The organism is Luteimicrobium album (assembly GCF_030161555.1).
Lineage (GTDB): Bacteria > Actinomycetota > Actinomycetes > Actinomycetales > Cellulomonadaceae > Luteimicrobium > Luteimicrobium album.
Map to the genome: position 1 here is coordinate 1,168,177 of NZ_BSUK01000001.1, position 18,086 is coordinate 1,186,262.

20 protein-coding genes and 3 pseudogenes are annotated in these 18,086 nt (G+C 70.5%); 10 read left to right on the forward strand and 13 right to left on the reverse strand.

Annotated features, from left to right (window positions below; all coding sequences use genetic code 11):
• Positions 1 to 18 precede the first annotated feature (18 nt).
• Complete coding sequence (locus QQK45_RS05975) at positions 19 to 261, reverse strand: PTS sugar transporter subunit IIB (protein WP_284292478.1); 243 nt, start codon at positions 259 to 261, stop codon at positions 19 to 21.
• Between the two features lie 58 nt (positions 262 to 319).
• The gene (locus tag QQK45_RS05980; RefSeq protein WP_284292479.1) at positions 320 to 1,063 is read right to left on the reverse strand and encodes a GntR family transcriptional regulator; all 744 of its coding nucleotides are present in this window, start codon (positions 1,061 to 1,063) and stop codon (positions 320 to 322) included.
• Between the two features lie 197 nt (positions 1,064 to 1,260).
• Here QQK45_RS05980 and QQK45_RS05985 point away from each other — a divergent pair, with 197 nt between their 5' ends.
• The 4 genes and pseudogenes from QQK45_RS05985 (at position 1,261) to QQK45_RS06000 (ending at position 5,606) form a co-directional block, all read left to right on the forward strand.
• Positions 1,261 to 2,649, forward strand: coding sequence for a PTS transporter subunit EIIC (locus QQK45_RS05985; RefSeq protein WP_284292480.1), 1,389 nt, complete (start codon positions 1,261 to 1,263; stop codon positions 2,647 to 2,649).
• 249 nt (positions 2,650 to 2,898) lie between these two features.
• Positions 2,899 to 4,210 (forward strand): annotated as a pseudogene (locus QQK45_RS05990) (ISL3 family transposase).
• Between the two features lie 283 nt (positions 4,211 to 4,493).
• The gene (locus QQK45_RS05995; protein WP_284292481.1) at positions 4,494 to 5,012 is read left to right on the forward strand and encodes a matrixin family metalloprotease; all 519 of its coding nucleotides are present in this window, start codon (positions 4,494 to 4,496) and stop codon (positions 5,010 to 5,012) included.
• A gap of 12 nt (positions 5,013 to 5,024) precedes the next feature.
• Entirely contained in the window at positions 5,025 to 5,606 is a 582-nt protein-coding gene (locus QQK45_RS06000) for a hypothetical protein (protein WP_284292483.1), read from the forward strand.
• Positions 5,607 to 6,100: 494 nt separating this feature from the next.
• On the opposite strand, the gene QQK45_RS06005 is transcribed toward QQK45_RS06000, so the two are convergent.
• Complete coding sequence (locus tag QQK45_RS06005) at positions 6,101 to 6,949, reverse strand: alpha/beta fold hydrolase (protein WP_284292484.1); 849 nt, start codon at positions 6,947 to 6,949, stop codon at positions 6,101 to 6,103.
• Positions 6,950 to 7,024: 75 nt separating this feature from the next.
• Between QQK45_RS06005 and QQK45_RS06010 the strand changes: the two genes are divergently transcribed.
• On the forward strand, positions 7,025 to 7,870 hold the full coding sequence (locus QQK45_RS06010) for a helix-turn-helix domain-containing protein (protein WP_284292485.1): 846 nt from the start codon (positions 7,025 to 7,027) through the stop codon (positions 7,868 to 7,870).
• A 13-nt stretch (positions 7,871 to 7,883) separates the two neighbouring features.
• On the opposite strand, the gene QQK45_RS06015 is transcribed toward QQK45_RS06010, so the two are convergent.
• From QQK45_RS06015 to QQK45_RS06030, 5 genes and pseudogenes are all read right to left on the reverse strand, one after another.
• Positions 7,884 to 8,408 (reverse strand): hypothetical protein, encoded by a 525-nt coding sequence (locus tag QQK45_RS06015; RefSeq protein ID WP_284292486.1) that lies wholly within the window; start codon positions 8,406 to 8,408, stop codon positions 7,884 to 7,886.
• A gap of 31 nt (positions 8,409 to 8,439) precedes the next feature.
• Entirely contained in the window at positions 8,440 to 8,712 is a 273-nt protein-coding gene (locus QQK45_RS06020; protein WP_284292487.1) for an HPr family phosphocarrier protein, read from the reverse strand.
• Between the two features lie 118 nt (positions 8,713 to 8,830).
• The gene (locus QQK45_RS22990; RefSeq protein ID WP_431310236.1) at positions 8,831 to 9,430 is read right to left on the reverse strand and encodes an MFS transporter; all 600 of its coding nucleotides are present in this window, start codon (positions 9,428 to 9,430) and stop codon (positions 8,831 to 8,833) included.
• On the reverse strand, positions 9,427 to 10,206 hold the full coding sequence (locus QQK45_RS22995; protein WP_431310237.1) for an MFS transporter: 780 nt from the start codon (positions 10,204 to 10,206) through the stop codon (positions 9,427 to 9,429). Before QQK45_RS22995 ends, QQK45_RS22990 begins: the two co-directional genes overlap by 4 nt.
• A gap of 162 nt (positions 10,207 to 10,368) precedes the next feature.
• A pseudogene (locus QQK45_RS06030) lies at positions 10,369 to 11,495 on the reverse strand (VIT1/CCC1 transporter family protein).
• Between the two features lie 95 nt (positions 11,496 to 11,590).
• Between QQK45_RS06030 and QQK45_RS06035 the strand changes: the two are divergent.
• The gene (locus QQK45_RS06035) at positions 11,591 to 12,277 is read left to right on the forward strand and encodes a DsbA family oxidoreductase (RefSeq protein ID WP_284292488.1); all 687 of its coding nucleotides are present in this window, start codon (positions 11,591 to 11,593) and stop codon (positions 12,275 to 12,277) included.
• A complete protein-coding gene (locus tag QQK45_RS06040) occupies positions 12,270 to 12,512 on the forward strand; it encodes a hypothetical protein (RefSeq protein ID WP_284292489.1) in 243 nt (80 codons plus the stop codon). The genes QQK45_RS06035 and QQK45_RS06040 overlap by 8 nt, the downstream gene beginning before the upstream one ends.
• Here the strand turns inward: QQK45_RS06040 and QQK45_RS06045 are convergent.
• The 5 genes and pseudogenes from QQK45_RS06045 to QQK45_RS06065 all read right to left on the reverse strand — a co-directional run.
• On the reverse strand, positions 12,509 to 13,273 hold the full coding sequence (locus tag QQK45_RS06045; protein ID WP_284292490.1) for a carbohydrate ABC transporter permease: 765 nt from the start codon (positions 13,271 to 13,273) through the stop codon (positions 12,509 to 12,511). The two genes, QQK45_RS06040 and QQK45_RS06045, sit on opposite strands and share 4 nt — an antisense overlap.
• Positions 13,274 to 13,406: 133 nt before the next feature.
• Positions 13,407 to 13,781 (reverse strand): carbohydrate ABC transporter permease, encoded by a 375-nt coding sequence (locus QQK45_RS06050; RefSeq protein ID WP_284292491.1) that lies wholly within the window; start codon positions 13,779 to 13,781, stop codon positions 13,407 to 13,409.
• Entirely contained in the window at positions 13,670 to 14,332 is a 663-nt protein-coding gene (locus QQK45_RS06055; protein WP_284292493.1) for a carbohydrate ABC transporter permease, read from the reverse strand. Before QQK45_RS06055 ends, QQK45_RS06050 begins: the two co-directional genes overlap by 112 nt.
• An 86-nt stretch (positions 14,333 to 14,418) precedes the next feature.
• Positions 14,419 to 15,279 (reverse strand): extracellular solute-binding protein, encoded by an 861-nt coding sequence (locus QQK45_RS06060; protein WP_284292494.1) that lies wholly within the window; start codon positions 15,277 to 15,279, stop codon positions 14,419 to 14,421.
• A gap of 143 nt (positions 15,280 to 15,422) precedes the next feature.
• Positions 15,423 to 15,575: pseudogene (locus QQK45_RS06065) on the reverse strand (sugar ABC transporter substrate-binding protein); the annotation flags it as partial.
• Here QQK45_RS06065 and QQK45_RS06070 point away from each other — a divergent pair.
• The 3 genes from QQK45_RS06070 to QQK45_RS06080 all read left to right on the forward strand — a co-directional run bounded on the left by QQK45_RS06070 (position 15,502) and on the right by QQK45_RS06080 (position 18,086).
• Positions 15,502 to 16,029, forward strand: a complete 528-nt coding sequence (locus QQK45_RS06070) for a hypothetical protein (RefSeq protein ID WP_284295148.1) — start codon at positions 15,502 to 15,504, stop codon at positions 16,027 to 16,029. The pseudogene QQK45_RS06065 and the gene QQK45_RS06070 overlap by 74 nt on opposite strands.
• Complete coding sequence (locus QQK45_RS06075; RefSeq protein ID WP_284292495.1) at positions 16,026 to 16,979, forward strand: aldo/keto reductase; 954 nt, start codon at positions 16,026 to 16,028, stop codon at positions 16,977 to 16,979. Before QQK45_RS06070 ends, QQK45_RS06075 begins: the two co-directional genes overlap by 4 nt.
• A 102-nt stretch (positions 16,980 to 17,081) precedes the next feature.
• Positions 17,082 to 18,086 (forward strand): LacI family DNA-binding transcriptional regulator, encoded by a 1,005-nt coding sequence (locus QQK45_RS06080; protein ID WP_284292496.1) that lies wholly within the window; start codon positions 17,082 to 17,084, stop codon positions 18,084 to 18,086.

The following is an 18,086-nucleotide window of genomic DNA, read 5'->3' on the forward strand; positions in this document are numbered from 1 at the left end:
GGTTGGGGTGGTGGGTGGTCACATGAGGTCTTCGAGCTCGCTGGCGAGCACGTCGACCGAGGGGCCGATCACGACCTGCACGACCCGCCCGGACACGACGACGCCGTGGGCGCCGGCCGCGCGCAGGGCGGCCTGGTCGACGACGGCCGGGTCCTTGACCTCGGACCGTAGCCGGGTGGTGCAGGGTTCGATCTCGACGATGTTGTCGACTCCGCCGAGCGCACGCAGGATGCGGCCGGCCTGGTCGTCGTGGGGCGTCATCGCCTCACCTCCTGGGTCGTCCCGGGCTTGGCCGCTGCGGCGTCGCCGGGGTTGCTGGTCACCGGTGCCGACGCGCGGGGGTGACGACGGGGTTCGGTGCGGTCAGGGGTACCCACAGTGTGTACCGGTCGGCCCGGTAGCACGACCGCGAGAAGGCGCACGCGACCTGGCCCGCGAAAGTGCGGCGCGCGATGCGCAGGACGGTGCGGGCGCTCCCGAGACGCAGCAGCTCGGCCTCGTGCTCCGAGGCGTCCGACGCCGACACGGTGTCCTCGCCCCAGTCCGGGTCGTGGCCGTGGTCGCGGAAGGTGGCGTAGAGGCTCTCCGGGAACGCGTCGGGGGCGCCGTCGAGCAGGTCGGGGAAGATCGCCGCGGACACCCACGCCTCCTCGAGGGCCATGGGCCGTCCGTCCGCCCAGCCGAGCCGCTGCACGTGGTGGACCGCGGCTCCGGCCTCGAGCTCGAGGGACTCGGCGACGTCCCACGGCGCCTCGACGGTCTCGGCGTCGAGGAGGTCGGTGTGCGGCGTCATGCCGCGGCGGCGCATGTCGTCACCGAAGCCGACGAGGCGAAGCTCCATGTCGGTGCGGGGCGGCGCGACGAAGGTGCCGCGGCCCTGCTCGCGGTGGAGGAGGCCTTCGTTGACGAGGGCGTCGATGGCCTGGCGCACGGTCATGCGGGAGACGCCGAAGCGTTCGCAGAGCTCGCGCTCGGAGGGAATCGTGTCGCCGACGGCGAGCTCGTGCGCGACGAGACCGCGGAGGTAGTCGCGGACGCGCACGTGCTTGTAGTCGGGAGCCAACGCCGCCTCCTTCACAAATCCTTGACAAGGACCGAATGTCTAGACCACTCTAGGCCCACTGGTCCAGACATCCTAGTGGGACCGGGCCGGCGTTCCCCCGTCCGTCCCGACCCGCAAGCTGCCGAGCCGACGACGCCGACCACGGTGGGCGCCCGCCGTGCTCGGTGCCGACGAGCACACGATGAGGAGTGCCCCGTATGACCGCCACCACAGCGGACGCCTCGACCAAGAGAGGCATCCCCGGATTCGCTCAGCTGCAGCGCATCGGCCGCGCCCTGATGCTGCCGATCGCCTCGCTTCCCGCCGCAGCCCTGCTGCTGCGCCTCGGCCAGGCCGACATGCTCGGCGCCGACGGCCTCGCCAAGCACGCGAGCTGGCTCCAGCCCGTCGCCGACGTCATGGCCGCGGCCGGCAACGCCCTGTTCAACAACCTGCCGCTCCTGTTCGCCGTCGGCGTCGCCGTCGGCTACGCCCGCAAGTCCGACGGCTCGACGGCGCTCGCCGCTGTCATCGGCTACCTCGTCTTCACCGGGGTCGGTGACGCGATGTCGCCGTACGTCCTGGGCAAGCCCGACGAGGGCCAGACCCAGGAGCTCGTCAACTACGGGGTGCTCGGCGGCCTCGTGATCGGCATCATCGCCGCACTGCTCTACCAGAAGTACTACCGGATCAAGCTGCCCCAGGCGCTCGCGTTCTTCGGCGGTCGCCGGTTCGTGCCGATCATCACGTCGTTCGCGGCGATCGTCGCGTCTGTGCTCATGTCGCTGGTCTACAAGTGGTTCGATCTCGGCCTCACCAACCTCGGCAAGTGGGTCGCGCACCACGACGTCCTCGGTGGCTTCGTCTACGGCACTGCGAACCGCCTGCTCGTGCCGCTCGGCCTGCACCACCTGCTCAACTTCTTCCCCTGGTTCGAGTTCGGTAGCTACACGGCAGCCGATGGGCAGACGTATCACGGTGACATCAACCGCTTCCTGCACCACGACCCGACGGCCGGTGCGTTCATGACGGGCTTCTTCCCGATCATGATGTTCGCCCTCCCCGGCGCGGCCCTCGCGATCATCCACACGTCGAAGCCGCAGAACCGGAAGATCGTCGCCGGCATCATGGGCTCCGCCGCCCTCGTCTCGTTCGTAACTGGTGTCACCGAGCCGCTCGAGTTCTCGTTCGTCTACGTGGCCTACCCGCTCTACGCGATTCACGCGGTCCTCACCGGCACGTCGCTCGCCCTCGTCAACGCTCTGGGCATCAAGTCCGGGTTCGGGTTCTCCGCCGGCACGATCGACTACCTGCTGAACTTCAACATCGCGACCAAGCCGTTGCTGTTGATCCCGATCGGCCTCGCCTACGGCGTCATCTACTACTTCATCTTCCGGTGGGTGATCCTCAAGTGGAAGCTGCGGACGCCCGGCCGCGAGGAGGACGACGCCAACGGCCAGGACTCGGTGCTGTTCGACCAGCCCGCCGAGACGGCGGCCGAGAAGTCCGACCCCGCTGTAAAGCGCGCGGTGGAGTCCGTCGTCGAGGGCGCAGGCAACCGGCCAGGTGACGGGCCGAGCGGAGGGACCGGCGGCACCACCGCCTGACCTCGCAGGTCGATGCGCAGGCCAGCCACCCGCTGAACCGACGGAGCCCCGGACCCATGAGGTCCGGGGCTCTGCCGTTGCCCACGCGCCGCCCAAGAGTTGCAGCGTGACGCCACGGACAACGGTTCCGTGCATGGCGGCAGCTTTGACGGCTCATCGCAGATGAGGGTGTAGCGGTGGTGGGACCCGGTAGGGGTCGAGATCCCCCAGGATGGAAGTTCTCACACTGCCCATCCGGAAGACCCCGACGTGGACGACGCTACCTTCTGCCCTCCTGACCTGACGACGTTCTGTGGCCTGGACGAGCTCGGTCTCGTCGCTGTCGGGCAACGCCTTGAACCGGGTCGTGCAGTCCTGGCTTGCCGGGAGGTCGAGCCCGACCGGTGGTGCCGGCGCTGCGGGTGCGAGGGTGTGCCGCGAGGAACGGTGATCCGGCGCCTCGCGCACGAACCGGTGGGCTGGCGCCCTACGGTGTTGGAGGTCCGGGTGCGTCGCTACCGGTGCCGGGGATGCTCGCACGTGTGGCGCCAGGACACCACGAAGGATGCCGGGCCGCGGGCGAAGCTGCCCCGGGCCGCAGTGCGCTGGGCACTGGTCGGGCTGGTCGTCGCACATTTGCCGGTCGCCCGGGTCGCCGAGGCTCTCGCGGTGTCGTGGCACACCGCGAACGACGCCGTCCTCACCGAAGGGCAGCGCGTCCTGATCGATGACCCGGCCCGGTTCGACGCCGTCGTCGTGATCGGCGTCGACGAGCACGTGTGGCGCCACACCCGCCGCGGGGACAGGTGCGTGACCGTGATCATCGATCTCACACCGATCCGCGACGGCATCGGGCCGGCGAGGCTGCTCGACATGGTCGCCGGCCGCTCGAAGCAGGTGTTCAAGACCTGGCTCGCCGCCCGCACCAAGGCGTGGCGCGACACGGTCGAGGTGGTTGCGATGGACGGGTTCACCGGGTTCAAGACCGCCACCGTCGAGGAACTACCCGGCGCGACGGCAGTCATGGACCCGTTCCACGTCGTGCGCCTCGCGGGTGACGCCCTGGACCGGTGCAGACGCCGGGTCCAGCAGGACCTGCACCGCCACCGCGGACGCGCCGGCGACCCGCTCTACCGAGCCCGGCGGACCCTGCACACCGGCACCGACCTCCTCACCGACAAGCAGCGCATCCGACTGGAGGCCCTGTTCGCCGTCGACGAGCACGCCGCCGTCGAGGCGACCTGGGGCATCTACTAGCGCATGATCACCGCCTACCGCCACCCCGGACCCTGCCCGCGGTCGCGAGCTCATGGCCAGCCTGATCGAGGCCGTCAGCGACAGCGTCCCGACCCCGCTGAGCGAGCTCATCACGCTCGGCCGGACACTGAAGAAGCGAGCAGCTGACGTCCTGGCCTACTTCGAACGACCCGGTACCTCTAACGGCCCCAGCGAGGCAATCAACGGACGGCTCGAGCATCTACGCGGCTCCGCCCTCGGCTTTCGGAACCTGACCAACTACATCGCCCGATCCATACCCCAGACCGGCGGCTTCAGACCCCTACTACACCCTCATCTGCGATGAGCCGCTTTGACCAGCCCGGACGCAGCCACCGCCCGCCGATCGTGAGCTGCGCCCAACAACCCGTCCGCACGGAACCGTCGGGTCCGGCAACGCAGGATTCGCTGCCCTCGTCCGATCGGCGCGTCGCGACTCATGGCGCCTCCCTGTTGACGTTGCGATGAGACTCGCTATTCTTTGCACACGTTCTTCACAGCTGTCGGTGCAAGGAGGAGACTTGACTCAGATTCAGCGGCCACCCGCGCGTTGTTCCGACGAGGGCAGGGGGCGACGCAAGCTCGCATTTGTGATCGTCCTCCTGATCCTCTCCACGCTCGGACTGACCACGATAACTTCACCCGCCATGGCCTACACAAAAACCGGGTGCAAATGGCACTCAGCAGAGTTGAAGATCAGGACCAGTTCGGTGGCCAGCACCTACTCAACCGGCATCTCGTACGCGATCCTGGACTACAACAATCGGACGCAAGCTCCTCACATCACTCGGACAACCGCCAGCGGACCTTCGTGGACCGCCGCAAGCGGCAACTATGGGGCTACAGGGTGGGAGGCTCACGCACAATGGTCATGCCCGCTCGGAATTCAGGCCAACTGTGCAATGAAACTCAACACTCACTATCTTTCAGGGACTGAAACAGACGTCAACGACCGGATCGTCTGGTCGCACGAGATGGGCCATTGTATGGGCCTGGATCACGTATCAGGACTCCATCACGTGATGTATACGAGTGCCACAAAAGCTTACAATGACGGAGTTGTCCAACTAACATCAGACGAAGTGAACGGCATCAACGCTATCTACTGAGAGCGAGTGGTCATGACTAAACTCAAGCAAATCGCGATAGCCTTGCCAGTCGCGGCCATCATCTCCGCGCTAGCGGCATGCTCCAGCGCGAACGATGGCGTGGCCGGTTCTGAAGGAAGCGGCGCCGACGGCTCTCGGGCCCGGCTCTATAACTCTCCGGAGGACATGGCATCGGATAGCTCAGCGGTGATCGTCGGAACTGTGTCGGGAACAAGGACTGTGGATGACATCGACGCAACGACCGACTTCACGTTATCCGACTTGAGAGTCGACAAGGTCCTAAAGGGAGGGTTTGCCGAGGGGGCCTCAATCACCGTCCGGCAGCTCGGATCGAAGGAGCAAGCGCCGCCGGCAACTCTGCTCAAGCCAGGATCCGAATACTTACTGTACTTGACTGCCTCTGGTCTCGACGGCGATCTCGCAAAGCAGTACTACGTCACCGGGGGAAATGCGGGACTGTACGCTGCATCAGCCAATTCCACCGCATCCACGAGGGCGAATCTCGCGGCGGACGACGCCGGGTTTGCCCAAGTGGATCCCGAACCAGGCGAGAATCTTCCAGAGTCACTCACCGCCGAGTCAGCGCTCGGCTGATAGCACGGCGACGCTCCGAGTGTGCCTCCAGGGGAGGCCTGCAAGTTCCCTGCGCGGGCACTTGACACTCTGCGATGCTGTTGGTGGCCCGACGAAATAAGTTGAACGCGGGTGCCGAGTGACGCGAAGGGCGCATCACTCCTCCTTCGGGAGAGTGATGCGCCTTCGTGGCACTCATGAACGATCCGCAGCCAACCGGGCACGTTAGTGAATCCCGTGGTATTTGATCCGGAATCCCCGACCCGCCGCCAACCACGGAGAGCGGCGATATCGACGCCGACGTGGCGCGCGCTTCTTCAACCCGGCCGACGGCATAGCAGAGGGCCCGGCGCCGGGCACAGCCGCCGGGCGGCCGGTCGTCATCGCCCAGAGGTACGCCACGGGACGGCCGAGCCGGATCCGCGTCGACGTGGAGCCGACCCGCGTGCGCGTCTCGGGGACGGCGGTGGTCGCCGGCACCGGGACGATCGCCATCCCCTGACGCCCGGCCGAGGTCAGCCGACCCGCTCGACGGCGTCCGCGAAGTCGAGGAGGATCGCCGCGGTCCGTGCGGGGTTCTCCAGGATCGGCGAGTGCCCGACGCCGGCCAGCAGCGTCACCGTGGCCCCCGGGACGACGGCGTAGTCGTCGGCGGACGCGGGCGCCCATCGGCGGTCGAGCTCCCCGAAGAGCACGAGGAGCGGCTTCCCCAGGGGTGCGAGCCGGTCGGGCAGCGGCTCGTCGGCGAGATACGCCGTCGTGGCGGCCGTGATCGCGCCGAGGCTGGCGAGCTCCATCCGGCGTGCGTCCTCGACGAGAACGTCCGGGACGGGGACGTCGTCGCTCGCGAGCGCCGTCCGCGCCGCCGCGCGGAGCTCGTCGTCGGTGGGCGGCCAGTGCCCGGGGGCCAGCCCGCCCGCGGGCGGGTCGAGGTAGGAGCCGAGGCTCGGGCCCGTGTCGACGAGCGCGAGCGCACGCACGAGCCCCGGCCGCAGCTCGGCGAGCGCGGTCGCGACGATCCCGCCGCTCGAGTGCCCGACGACGAGCACCGACCCGATCCCGAGCCGGTCGAGGACCTCGGCGAGGCGCCGGGCCTGGTCGGGGACGGTGTAGGAGGCGTCCGCGGGCTTCGCGGACCGCCCGTGCCCGAGCAGGTCGGCACGCACGACCCGGTACCTGGCCGCCAGCGACGGCGCGACCTGGTCCCAGGACCGGCCGGACGAGACTGAGCCGTGGACGAGCAGCAGGGCCGGCGCCCCACGGGGACCCTCGTCGGTGACGTGGAGGTCGCCGTCGGGCAGGGAGACGGTCTGCTCAGAGCGGCTCGCGGGGACGGTGCTGGGCACGGTGTCGGTGGACGTCATGCCGCGAGCGTCCGCCCGCCCGGCGGCACGTGTCTTGGACGAATGTTCCGCGACGCCCGGTCGTACGCTCGGATCATGGCCGCTTCGCCCGCCGTGGCCGACGTGAGCACCTGGGACGTGGCGTCGCCGCGTCGCCCGCTCCGGACGCCCCGCGCCGCGATGGCCGGGTTCCGGGTGCGGTCCGCCCCCGACCCGGTCCGGATCGTGCCGCACCCGTCGGTCATGCTCCTCGTGGAGGTCGGCGGACGGTCCGTCGTGAGGGACGCCGACGGCCGCCGGCGACGCTGGGGCAGTCACGTCGCCGGGCTCGGTTTCGGCGCGGGCGGGTCGTTCGCGGTGCGTGCCGACGACGTCGAGTGCGTCGAGGTGCGGCTCTCCCCCACGGTCGCCAGGTCCGTACTCGGCGTCTCCCCCGCCGAGCTGGAGGGCATCGCCGTCCCGCTCGACGACGTCGTGGGGCGCGAGCTCGCCCGGCTCGGCGAGCGACTCGGGGAGCTCGCGACGTGGGAGGAGCGGTTCGCTGCGACGGACGCCTGGCTGGCGGGCCGCCGCACCGGCCACGGCGCACCCGACCCCGAGGTGGCGTGGGCCTGGCGGCGGATCGTCGCGAGCGAGGGCGCCGTGCGCGTCGACGAGCTGGCCGCCGAGGTCGGCTGGAGCCGCAAGCGGCTGTGGACCCGGTTCGGGGCGCAGCTCGGCGCCGCCCCGAAGCGTGCGGCGACGCTCGTCCGGTTCGACCGTGCGGCGCACCGGATCGTCGCGGGTCTCGAGCCGGGGCGCGCGGCGGCCGACGGCGGCTACGCGGACCAGTCGCACCTGCACCGGGAGGTCCTGGGCTTCGCGGGCGTGACGCCCGCCCGCCTCGCCGCCGAGCCGTTCCTCGCCGTCGACGACGTCGCCTGGCCCGCCCGCCGACGGTGACGCCGGGTCAGGGTCAGGTGCCGCGGTACCGGTCGACCCCGCCGAGGTCAGCGAACCCCTCCAGCAGCGAGAGGCGCCGCACAGCATGGCCGTGGCGCGTGAGCGACAGGACCGGCCGCGCATGCTCGACGGCCTCCACGTCGGGACCAGGACCGTCGGTGAGGAGCAGCAGCGCGGAGCTGTCCACGTGGAGCCGCCCGACGACTGCCTCCTCCACGTCCTCGCCGATCCCGGCGAAGATGAACGCGTCGGACAGGGTGCGCGTCCCGGGGTACTCGATCCCGCGGCCGAGCATGGCGGCGACCGCGCGGAAGAACCGTCGTGGCCCGGACCGCGCGTCGTCGTCACGCCGTCCGACCCGGTCCTGGACGTAGTGCCAGCCGGGCGCGGGGACGTCCACGTGCCAGACGATGCTCACGTGCTCGCGCAGGACCCTGTGGACGCCCGGCAGGTTCTTGGTGACGGTCTCGAGCGCGAGCTCCGCGCCCCGCGCGTCGAGGAAGCACCAGACGGTGAGCGTCCGGTTCGAGGCGGCCATCCGCGTGCCCCGGTGGTCCGGTGCGCTGTCGTCAGGCGATGACGGTCTGCGAGAGGAAGGTCTCGAGCGCGTCGAGCGCCGCGACGTCGTCGGCGGTGTCGCCCGGCGTGGTGAGGACGACCTCGGTGCCGGCCCCGGCGCCGAGGGTCATCACGGAGAGGATCGAGTCGGCCTCGAGGTCCTCGGTGTCCGACGACTTCCGGATGGTCACGGGCACGGGCTGGGCCCCGGCCGCCTGGACGAACAGGGCCGCGGGTCGGGCGTGCAGGCCCTCCTCGATCGCGACGACGACAGTGCGCTCCATGTCTTTCCTCCTGCGGTTCGGCCCCGCTGCGGCGCGGGGCGCGGACGAGTGACCCCAGGGTAGTGGTCTGGACCAGTTGGCGCCAGGAGCGCCGGGCGCCGGACCGGACGAGCCGACCTCAGGCCTCCGGGTGCCGCGCGTCGTACGCGAGGAAGCGCGGGCTCCAGCGCACCAGCAGCGCCACCACGACCGCGCACGCGATCGATCCGACGACGACGGCCCACGCCTCCCCAAGCCCGGTCGCCCCGGCCCCCACGACGACGTCGCCGAGGCGCGGGCCACCCGCGACCACGACGATGAACACGCCCTGGAGGCGGCCGCGCATGTCGTCCGGGGTCGCCGTCTGGAGGATGGTCTGGCGGAAGATCGCGCTCACGCCGTCGGACGCGCCGGCGAGCGCCAGCGCGACCCCGGCCAGGACGAGTGCCCACACCAGCACGTGGTCGGGCCGGTCCCGGCCCGTGAGGACGAGCACGACGCCGAACAGCAGCGTCGACGCGGAGAACGACCACACCGCGAGCACGACGGCGCGGCCCTGCTTGTGCACGTGCGCGAAGCCGCCCGACAGCAGGCTCGCGAGCACGGACCCGATCGCGAAGGCCGCGTTGAGCCAGCCGGTCGTCGTCGAGCCGCCGCCCAGGTACCAGACGCCGACCGCGGGCCAGACGACACGCGGCATCGCGAGGATCATCGCGGCGAGGTCGAGGAGGAACGTCATGCGGACGTTGGGGCGCGTCCCGAGGTAGCGCAGGCCCTCGAGCACCGAACCGAGACCGACCACCGTCCGCCGCGGCGGCACGACGACCGGGCTGTCGGCCTCGCTCGGGGCGCCGCCCGCGCCGTCGTGCAGCTCGCGCTCGACCTCCGGGGTGACGGCGGCGTCGGCGGTCGTCTCGAGCGGGGGCAACGGGGGAGGCGCCACAGCGCCCACAGGGCGAACGTGAAGAGCACGAAGTCGATCGCGTACGCGCTGGCGAACCCGCTGGCCGCGACGAGGAACGCGCCCGCGAGCGGGCCGACGGTGAGCGCGATCGACATGGAGAGCGTCTGCAGCGCGTTCGCGGGGGCGAGGAGCCGGGCCGGCACGAGCCGCGGGATGATCGCGGTGCGCGCCGGGTTGTTGATCGCGAACGCCGCGGACTGCACGGCGATCAGGACGTACAGCACCCAGACGTTGTCGAGCCCGAGCGCAGCCTGCAGGAAGATCAGGCCGGTGATGACCCAGAGCGCGGCGGACGCGAGCAGCGCGACCTTGCGTCGGTCGAACGCGTCCACGAGCGCGCCGCCGTACAGGCCGAGCAGCACGAGCGGGACGAGGGCGAACATGCCGAGCACCCCGACGGCGAACGTCGAGCCCGTGATCGCGTAGACCTGGAGGCCTACGGCGACGACGGTGAGCTGGCTGCCGAGGTTGGAGACTCCGAGCCCGAGCCAGAGCCGTCGGTACGCCGGGCTGACGCGCAGGGGCGTCAGGTCGGCGAGCAGGCGGGGCACTCGTCGGAGTCTACGGGAGCGTCGAATCGTTCCGACGACCGCGCCCGCCCACCGAGACCGAGGCGCCCGGGTCCGCCGAGCAAGAGAGTTTCGCGTCGAACAAGCGGACCTCTCCCTCTTGCTCGGCGCGAAACCCTCTTGCTCGGCGTCGGGTCGACGGCGTCAGCCGACGACGCCCCCGAACGCCAGCCCGAGCACGTACGTGACCGCCGCGGCACCGAACCCGATGGCGAGCTGCCGCAGCCCGCGCGTCACCGGCGACGTCCCGGACAGCAGCCCGACGACCGCGCCGGTCCCGAGCAGCGCGATCCCGACGAGCGCCGCGGCGACCGCCACCGCACCGATCCCCGTGAGCCCGAGGAGATACGGCAGCACGGGGATGATCGCGCCGGACGCGAAGAAGCAGAAGCTCGACCACGCGGCGCCCCAGGCGGTGCCGTGGGTCTCGAACTCGTCGTCCTCCGGGGCGACGTCGGCGCCGGGGTCGAGCCGGGCGGCGCGATCACGGTCGCGGCGGTGAGGGTCCGCAGGACGTCGTCGGCGTGGCTCTGCGCCTCGTCGACCGTCATGCCCCGCGCCCGGTAGACGAGCGCGAGCTCGTTGGCGTCGACGTCGAGGTGCGGGAGCGCATGGACGGCCTCGGGGCTGGGGTTGGAGGCCTCGAGCAGCTCGCGCTGCGACCGGACCGACACGAACTCGCCGGCCCCCATCGACAGCGCGCCGGCGAGGAGCCCCGACAGCCCGGTCAGCAGGACGACGTTCGCCGCGACCCCGCTCGCCCCGACGCCGAGCACGAGCGCCAGGTTGGAGACCAGTCCGTCGTTCGCCCCGAAGACGGCGGCACGGAACGACCCGGAGAGCCGCACCCGGCCGCGCGCCGCGAGCGCCCGCACGACCTCGGCGTGGATCTGCTCGTCGGCGGCCATGGTGGGGGTCGCGTCGGCGTCCTCGGCGTACTCGGACCGGGTCTCGGCCCGCTGGGCGAGCGCGAGGACGAACACGCCGCCGAACCGGCGGGCCAGCACGCCGAGGAACCGGGTGCGCCAGTCACCGCGCAGCGGCGGACCGGCCTGGTCTCCGAGGAGGTCGAGCCAGTGCTGCTCGTGGCGGCCCTCGGCGTCGGCGAGCGCGAGCAGGATGGCCCGCTCCTCGCCGTCGCGGCGGCTCGCCAGGTCGCGGTAGACGGCGGCCTCGGCGCGCTCGTCGGCGAGGTAGCGGCGCCAGCGGCGGAGGGTGCGCGCGTCGGGCGGGGCGGCTGCCCCGGGGCTCGGCGTGGTGGCGGAGGTCACCGCTCCAGTGTGCCGACCCGGACGCCCGCAGGCTTTCGGACCTGCGAACACCCGTGTGGGGGAATGACGCGCGCGGGATCACGGTTGCCCTGAGCATGAGTGAAGCAGCGTCCGCCCCCGCGACTCCCGTGAAGATCGACATCTGGTCGGACGTCGCCTGCCCCTGGTGCTACATCGGCAAGCGCCGCCTCGAGACCGCGCTCGCCCAGCCCGGGGCGCCGGTCGTGGAGATCGAGTACCACTCGTTCGAGCTGTCCCCCGACACGCCCGTCGACTTCGAGGGCTCGGAGATCGAGTTCCTGGCGCACCACAAGGGCATGGCGCCCGCGCAGGTCGAGCAGATGCTCGGCCAGATGACGCAGCTCGCCGCCGCCGAGGGGCTCGAGTACCACTTCGACTCGCTCAAGCACACGAAGACCCTGCTCGCGCATGAGCTCCTGCACCACGCCAAGGCGCACGGGCTCCAGTACGAGATGAAGGAGCGCCTCCTGCGCGCGTACTTCACGGAGTCGAAGCACGTCGGGCACGTCGAGGACCTCGTGGCCCTCGCGACCGAGGTCGGCCTCGACGCGGACGAGACCCGCGCGGCGCTCACGGACCACCGTTACGCCGACGACGTCGCCGCCGACATCGCCCAGGCCCGCGCCCTCGGCATCAACGGAGTCCCGTTCTTCGTCCTCGACGGCAAGTACGGCGTGTCCGGCGCGCAGTCGCCCGAGACGCTCTCGACCGTCCTGGAGCGCGTGGTCGCCGAGCGCGAGCCGGAGACCGCGGATGCCTGAGCAGCCCGTCTCCCCCGGCGCTCCCGCGCCCGACGACGTCCCCTCCCCGGGCGTGGACCTCGCCGCCGCGGCGTTCCCCGGTCTGGCCCAGGTGGCCGGCGCAGCAGCGGGCGACACCCCGTTCCTCGTCGTGGCCGGTGACGACGACGCGGGCGTGTGCGTCGACGGGGTCTGCGCCCTCCCGTCCGGTTCGACGGATGCCGGACCGGACTCTGGCGCGCCTTCCGACGACTAGAGCTTGACGCCGCCTGAGAGCAGGTCGATCCGCCAGAACCGCTGGAGCGACAGGAACAGCACCGCGAGCGGCAGGATCGAGAGGAACACTCCGGCGATCACGAGCGAGAACTGGTTCGGCTGGCCGCCGGTCGGCATGATCATGCCGTACATGCCCAGCGTGAGCGGGTAGAGCCGGTTGTCGCTGAGCATCACGAACGGCAGCAGGAAGTTGTTCCAGACACCGATGAACTGGATGAGGAACACGGTGACGAGCGCAGGCAGCATGAGCCGCAGCCCGATCGCGTGGAAGATCCGCCACTCGGAGGCGCCGTCGATACGTGCGGCCTCCATCAGCTCGTCTGCCACGGACGCCTCCGCGTAGATCTTGCAGAGGTAGATCGTGAACGGGTTGGCCAGCTGCGGGAGAAGCACACTCCAGTACGTGTTGGTCATGCCCAGGGGCGCGAGCAGCAGGTACTGCGGGACGGCCAGCAGCACGGGCGGCAGCAGGACCGCAGCCAGGATCGTCCGGAAGACCAGCGTGCTGCCGCGGAACCTGTACTTGCCGAGCGCATAGCCCGCGCACGCGGCGACGATCGTGGACAGGACGCCGCCCCCGACCGCGTAGACGACCGTGTTTCCCGCCCAGCGGAGCCAGATCCCGTGGTCGTAGCTGAGGACCCCCTCATGTTGTCCCAGAACGACCCCGTGAACGAGGGGACGAGCGGGGGTGTGGAGAAGAGCTCGCCGTTGGACTTGGTGGACGCGATCACGATCCACAGGACGGGCACGACGCAGTACACGGCACCCGCGAGGAGGATCAGCGTGGGGATCAGGCGGACCTTCCGCCGTGGTGCCGTGCTGGGCTCCGTCGGCGCGGTGCCCGTGCGGACGAGGGTGTCGGCCAGGGCGCTCATCGGGCGCTCCGTCGGCTCAGCCGGTTGCCGACGACCCGGACGGCTACCGTGGCGCCGACGGTCATCACGAGGAGGATGAACGCGCTCGCCGCGCCGCCGTAGATGTCGTTGTTGACGAACGCGTCCGAGTAGACCCGCATGAGCGGGACCCAGGTCGAGCTGATCGCGTTGGTCAGCGGCTTGAGCGTGGTCGGCTCGTTGAACAGCTGCAGCGCGCCGATCACGCTGAACAGCGCGACCATGGCGAGCGCCGGCGCGATCATGGGCAGCTTGATCCGCACGGCGACCTGCAGCTCGCTCGCGCCGTCGATCTGTGCGGCCTCGAGCACCTCGCGAGGCACGGAACGGAGGGCGGTGTAGAGCACCACCATGTTGAAGCCGATGACCCCCAGGCCGCGACGTTGGCGACGGCGAAGAAGATCGTCGTGCTGCCGAAGTAGTCGACGACGTCGCCGCCGATCGGGCTGGTCGCCGGCAGGTAGAGGAAGCCCCAGAGCAGCGACGCGATGACACCCGGGACGGCGTAGGGAAGGAAGATCGCGAGCCGGCTGAACCCGGTCATGCGGGCACGGTCGGCGTCCAGGCAGAGCGCAAACAGCGTCGCGAGGAAGAGCACGGACGGCACGCCGATCGCCGCGACGATCAGCATGCGGCCGAGGCTGGACCAGAACTCCGCGTCGGCCAGGGTCGAGGTGTAGTTCTGCGCGCCGGCGAAGACGCGCTCGGTCGTCGTCCCGAGGAGCCCACCCGACACGTGGACCTTCAGCAGGCTGAGCACGAACGCGTAGACGGCGGGCGCGAAGGTGAAGAGAAGGAGAAGCAGGACGGCGGGCGCGACGAGCACGACGGGGAGCGCCGTGCGCCTGCGGCGGGCCCGTGGGCGGGTGGGCGTGCCCGCCGACGGCGCGGTCAAGGTGGTCATCGAGGTCCTTCGGTCGTGGAGGAGGCGGGGTGGGCGGGCGATCGGGCCGCACCCCGCCTCCGCTGCCGCGGTCGGGTCGGGTCGGGTCAGCTGACCTTGAACCCGGCCTTCTTCATGTCGCTCACCGTCGTCTCCTGCACGGTCTTCAACGCGTCCAGGAACGAGGTGTGGTTCTGGACGGCCTTGCCGAAGGCGTCGGAGTAGGTGTTGAACGTGACGTTGGCGTTCGGGCCCCAGATGTCGAACCCGCGGACGTTGGCCGCGAGCTCGGCCATGAGCGCGTTGTAGTCGGGCTGCGTGCTCATGAAGGGCGGCGGCGTCTTGAGCGCGGGGAGCGACTGGAACTTCTGCGCGGCCGGGAAGACCTGCACGTTCTTGATGAGCAGGTTGAGGCCTTCCTCGCTGTTGTTCATCCAGTCGACGAACTTGGCGGCCTCAGCGGGGTGCTTGGAGTTCGCTGTGACGGCCTCGACCTCACCGCCCCAGGTGCCGATCGTCTTGTCGCCCGCGGTCCAGGCGGGCACGGGGGCGGCTGCCCACTTGCCGGCGGTGTCAGGGGCGATCGACGGGAACTGGTTGGGTGCCCACTGCCCGGAGATCCAGCCGACGATGTTGCCCTTGTTCATGTCGGTGTTCCACTGGGTCGACCAGCTCGGCCCCGGTGCGACGAGACCCTTGTCGACGAGTCCCTGCCAGTAGCTCGCGACCTTCTGGGTCGCGGCGTCGTCGATGTTGACCGACCAGGTGTCCCCGCTCGCGCTCCACCAGTTCCCGCCGGCCTGCTCGGAGAGCCCGGCGAACCACTCGGGGCTGTTGGCGTCGAAGTTGCTGATGTACTGCTTCGGGTTGGCCTTGTGGATGATCGCGGCGTCCTGCGCAAACTCGTCCCAGGTGGTCGGCGCCTTGAGGCCGAGCCCGTCGAAGACGTCCTTGCGGTAGAAGAACACCAGCGGGCAGATGTTCTGCGGGACCCCGTAGGTCTTCCCTCGAACTGGACGCGACTGAGGACGTTGGCGCTGTAGTTGTCGAGCGACGAGATGTAGTCGTCGACAGGCACGATCACCTTGTTCGCCACCATGAGCGGGATCGCGGGGTACTCGATCTCGGCGATGTCGGGGTTGGTGCCCGCCTTGGTGTCGGTGATGAGCTTGTTGTAGAGGGTGTAGCCCGTGCCCGACGGCTTGATGAGCTTGACCTGGATCTTCGGGTTGGCCTGGTTCCAGGCCGCGACGACCTTGTCCATGCCGTTGTCCCAGTTCACGAACGTGAGGTGGACGACCGCGTCCGACCCGGACCCCGAGGAGGACGACGCGCCCGACGGGCCCGACGACGAGTCGGAGGAACCGGACGACGAGCAGGCCGTGAGCCCACCCGCGACGGCGACGGCGAGCCCCAACGGGATCACCGGTACGCGCAGGAACTTCTTCACCGTGGACATCTCCTTCGATGGTGGGTGGCGCGGAGGAACGCTCGTCCGCGGGAGGCTGCAACGTGACACCAGGGTGGAATGCGCTTTCCAACTTCAGGCTATGCTGACGCCTGAGAACGTGTCAAGGACCACGATCGACCGCAACGAGGCACGAGAAATAGTGGCCTCATGCCCCCGTCGCGATCACCGTTCTCAGATGGCAACCGCATTCCGCACGTCGGCGATGGCGGCGGACTGCGCACACGGCGATGTCGGAGGTGGAAGATGACGGAGTTGCGACCGCTCGGCGGTACGGGCATCGAGGTCACGCGGCTGTGCGCGGGTGCTGCCGCGTGGCGGGACGAGGACCATCCGTGGGGCAGCGTCGGCGAGGACGAGACGGCGCCGCTCGCGCGGGCGCTGCTCGGTAGCGATCGCGTGCGCTACCTCGACACCGCGAACAACTACGGCGACGGCGAGAGCGAGCGACGCATCGGCGCCGCCATCCGGGCCGCGGGCGGACTGCCGCCCGGCTTCGTCCTGCAGACGAAGGCGGACCGGGACACCGCCACGGGCGACTTCTCCGGCGCACGGATGCGCCGGTCGCTCGAGGAGAGCATGGAAAGGCTGGGGCTCGACCACCTCCCGATCGTCTTCCTGCACGACCCCGAGAACACGACGTGGGAGGAGGCCATGGCCGCCGACGGCCCGGTCGCGGCGCTGGTCCAGGCGAGGCACGAAGGCACTATCGGGCACCTCGGGATCTCCGGCGGGCCGACCGACCTGCTCGAGCGCTTCGTCGAGAGCGGGCAGTTCGAGCTCCTCATCACGCACAACCGGCACACGCTCGTCGACCGCAGCGCGGACCACCTGCTGACGCTTGCGTCCGAGCGGGGCCTCGGGGTCCTCAACGCGGCGCCCTACGGCGGCGGCATGCTCACCCGGTGGCCGGTCGAGCCCGGTCGCTACGCCTACGGCGACGGCGCGCCCGCCCTCGTCGCCGCCGCCAACGAGATCGGGCGGATCTGCGCCGACGCCGGGATCCCGCTCGCCGCGGCCGCGCTGCAGTTCTCGACGCGCGACCCACGCATCACCTCGACGATCGTCGGGATGCGTACGGTCGGCGACCTGGAGGCGTCGATCGAGCTCGACGAGATCGAGATTCCCGACGAGGTCTGGGACGCAGTGCGTGCCGTATCGCTCGACGCGTCCACGTGGCAGGACCCCGTCGACGCCTGACGACACAGCCCCGCGCCCGGCCGCTCGGGCGCCGCTAGAGTGTGACCGGATCGGAGGGAGGGGACCCGAGTGCCGAGCGCCGAGCAGGCCCGCTTCAGGCCCGTGACGCTGGCGGACGTCGCCCGCTCCGCGGGCGTGTCGCAGGCGACCGCGTCCCGCGTCGTCAACGGCAGCGCGAGGTCCGTGAGCCCCGCCCTGACGCAGAGCGTCCTCGCCGCCGCGGAGGAGCTCGGCTACGCGACCAACGTCCAGGCCCAGGCGGTCGCGCGCGGGACGACGACCACGGTCGCGCTGCTCGTGAGCGACATCGCCACCGACTACTTCTCGTCGATGGCGGCCGCGGTGATGGCCAACGCCGAGCGCGCGGGCCTCGACGTGACGATCGCCGTCGGCGAGCGGCGGATGGAGCGCGAGATCGAGCTCGTCCGGGCGCTGCGGGCGCAACGGGCCCGAGCCATCGTCATGGCCGAGACCGGGTTCCAGACGCCCGAGGGCGCCGACCGGCTCGCCGAAGAGCTGCGCGCGTACGAGCGGGGTGGGGGCAAGGTGGTGATCGTCAGCAGGACGCAGCTGCCCTTCGACCATCTCGACCTCGACAACGTCGGAGGCGCCCGCAAGCTCGGCGGTGCGCTCGCCCGGCTCGGCTACCGGCGGTTCCTCGTGCTGGCGGGCGACCGCAGGCTCGTCACCATGCACGACCGCATCGAGGGCTTCCGCTCGGGGCTCGCGGAGCGCGGCATCGACCTGCCCGAGGAGGCTGTGGTCGCGTGCGACTTCAGCTGGGAGGGTGCACGCCGCGCGGTGAGCGAGCTCGACGACGCCGTCCTCGAGCGTACCGAGGCGATCTTCGCGCTCAACGACGAGATGGCGCTCGGTGCGATCGCCGGCCTGCGTGGGCGCGGGATGCAGGTCCCGCGGGACGTCGCCGTCGCCGGGTTCGACGACATCCGCAGCCTCCGCGACGTCACGCCGGGCCTCACGACCGTCCGGATCCCCCTGGCCGAGGTCGGGGCACTCGTCGTCGACGTCGTCACCGGACGACGCGACGCTCCTGCACTGGTCCCCGCGACGGTCGTGCTCCGGGACTCGACCCCGCTGCTCGGCTGA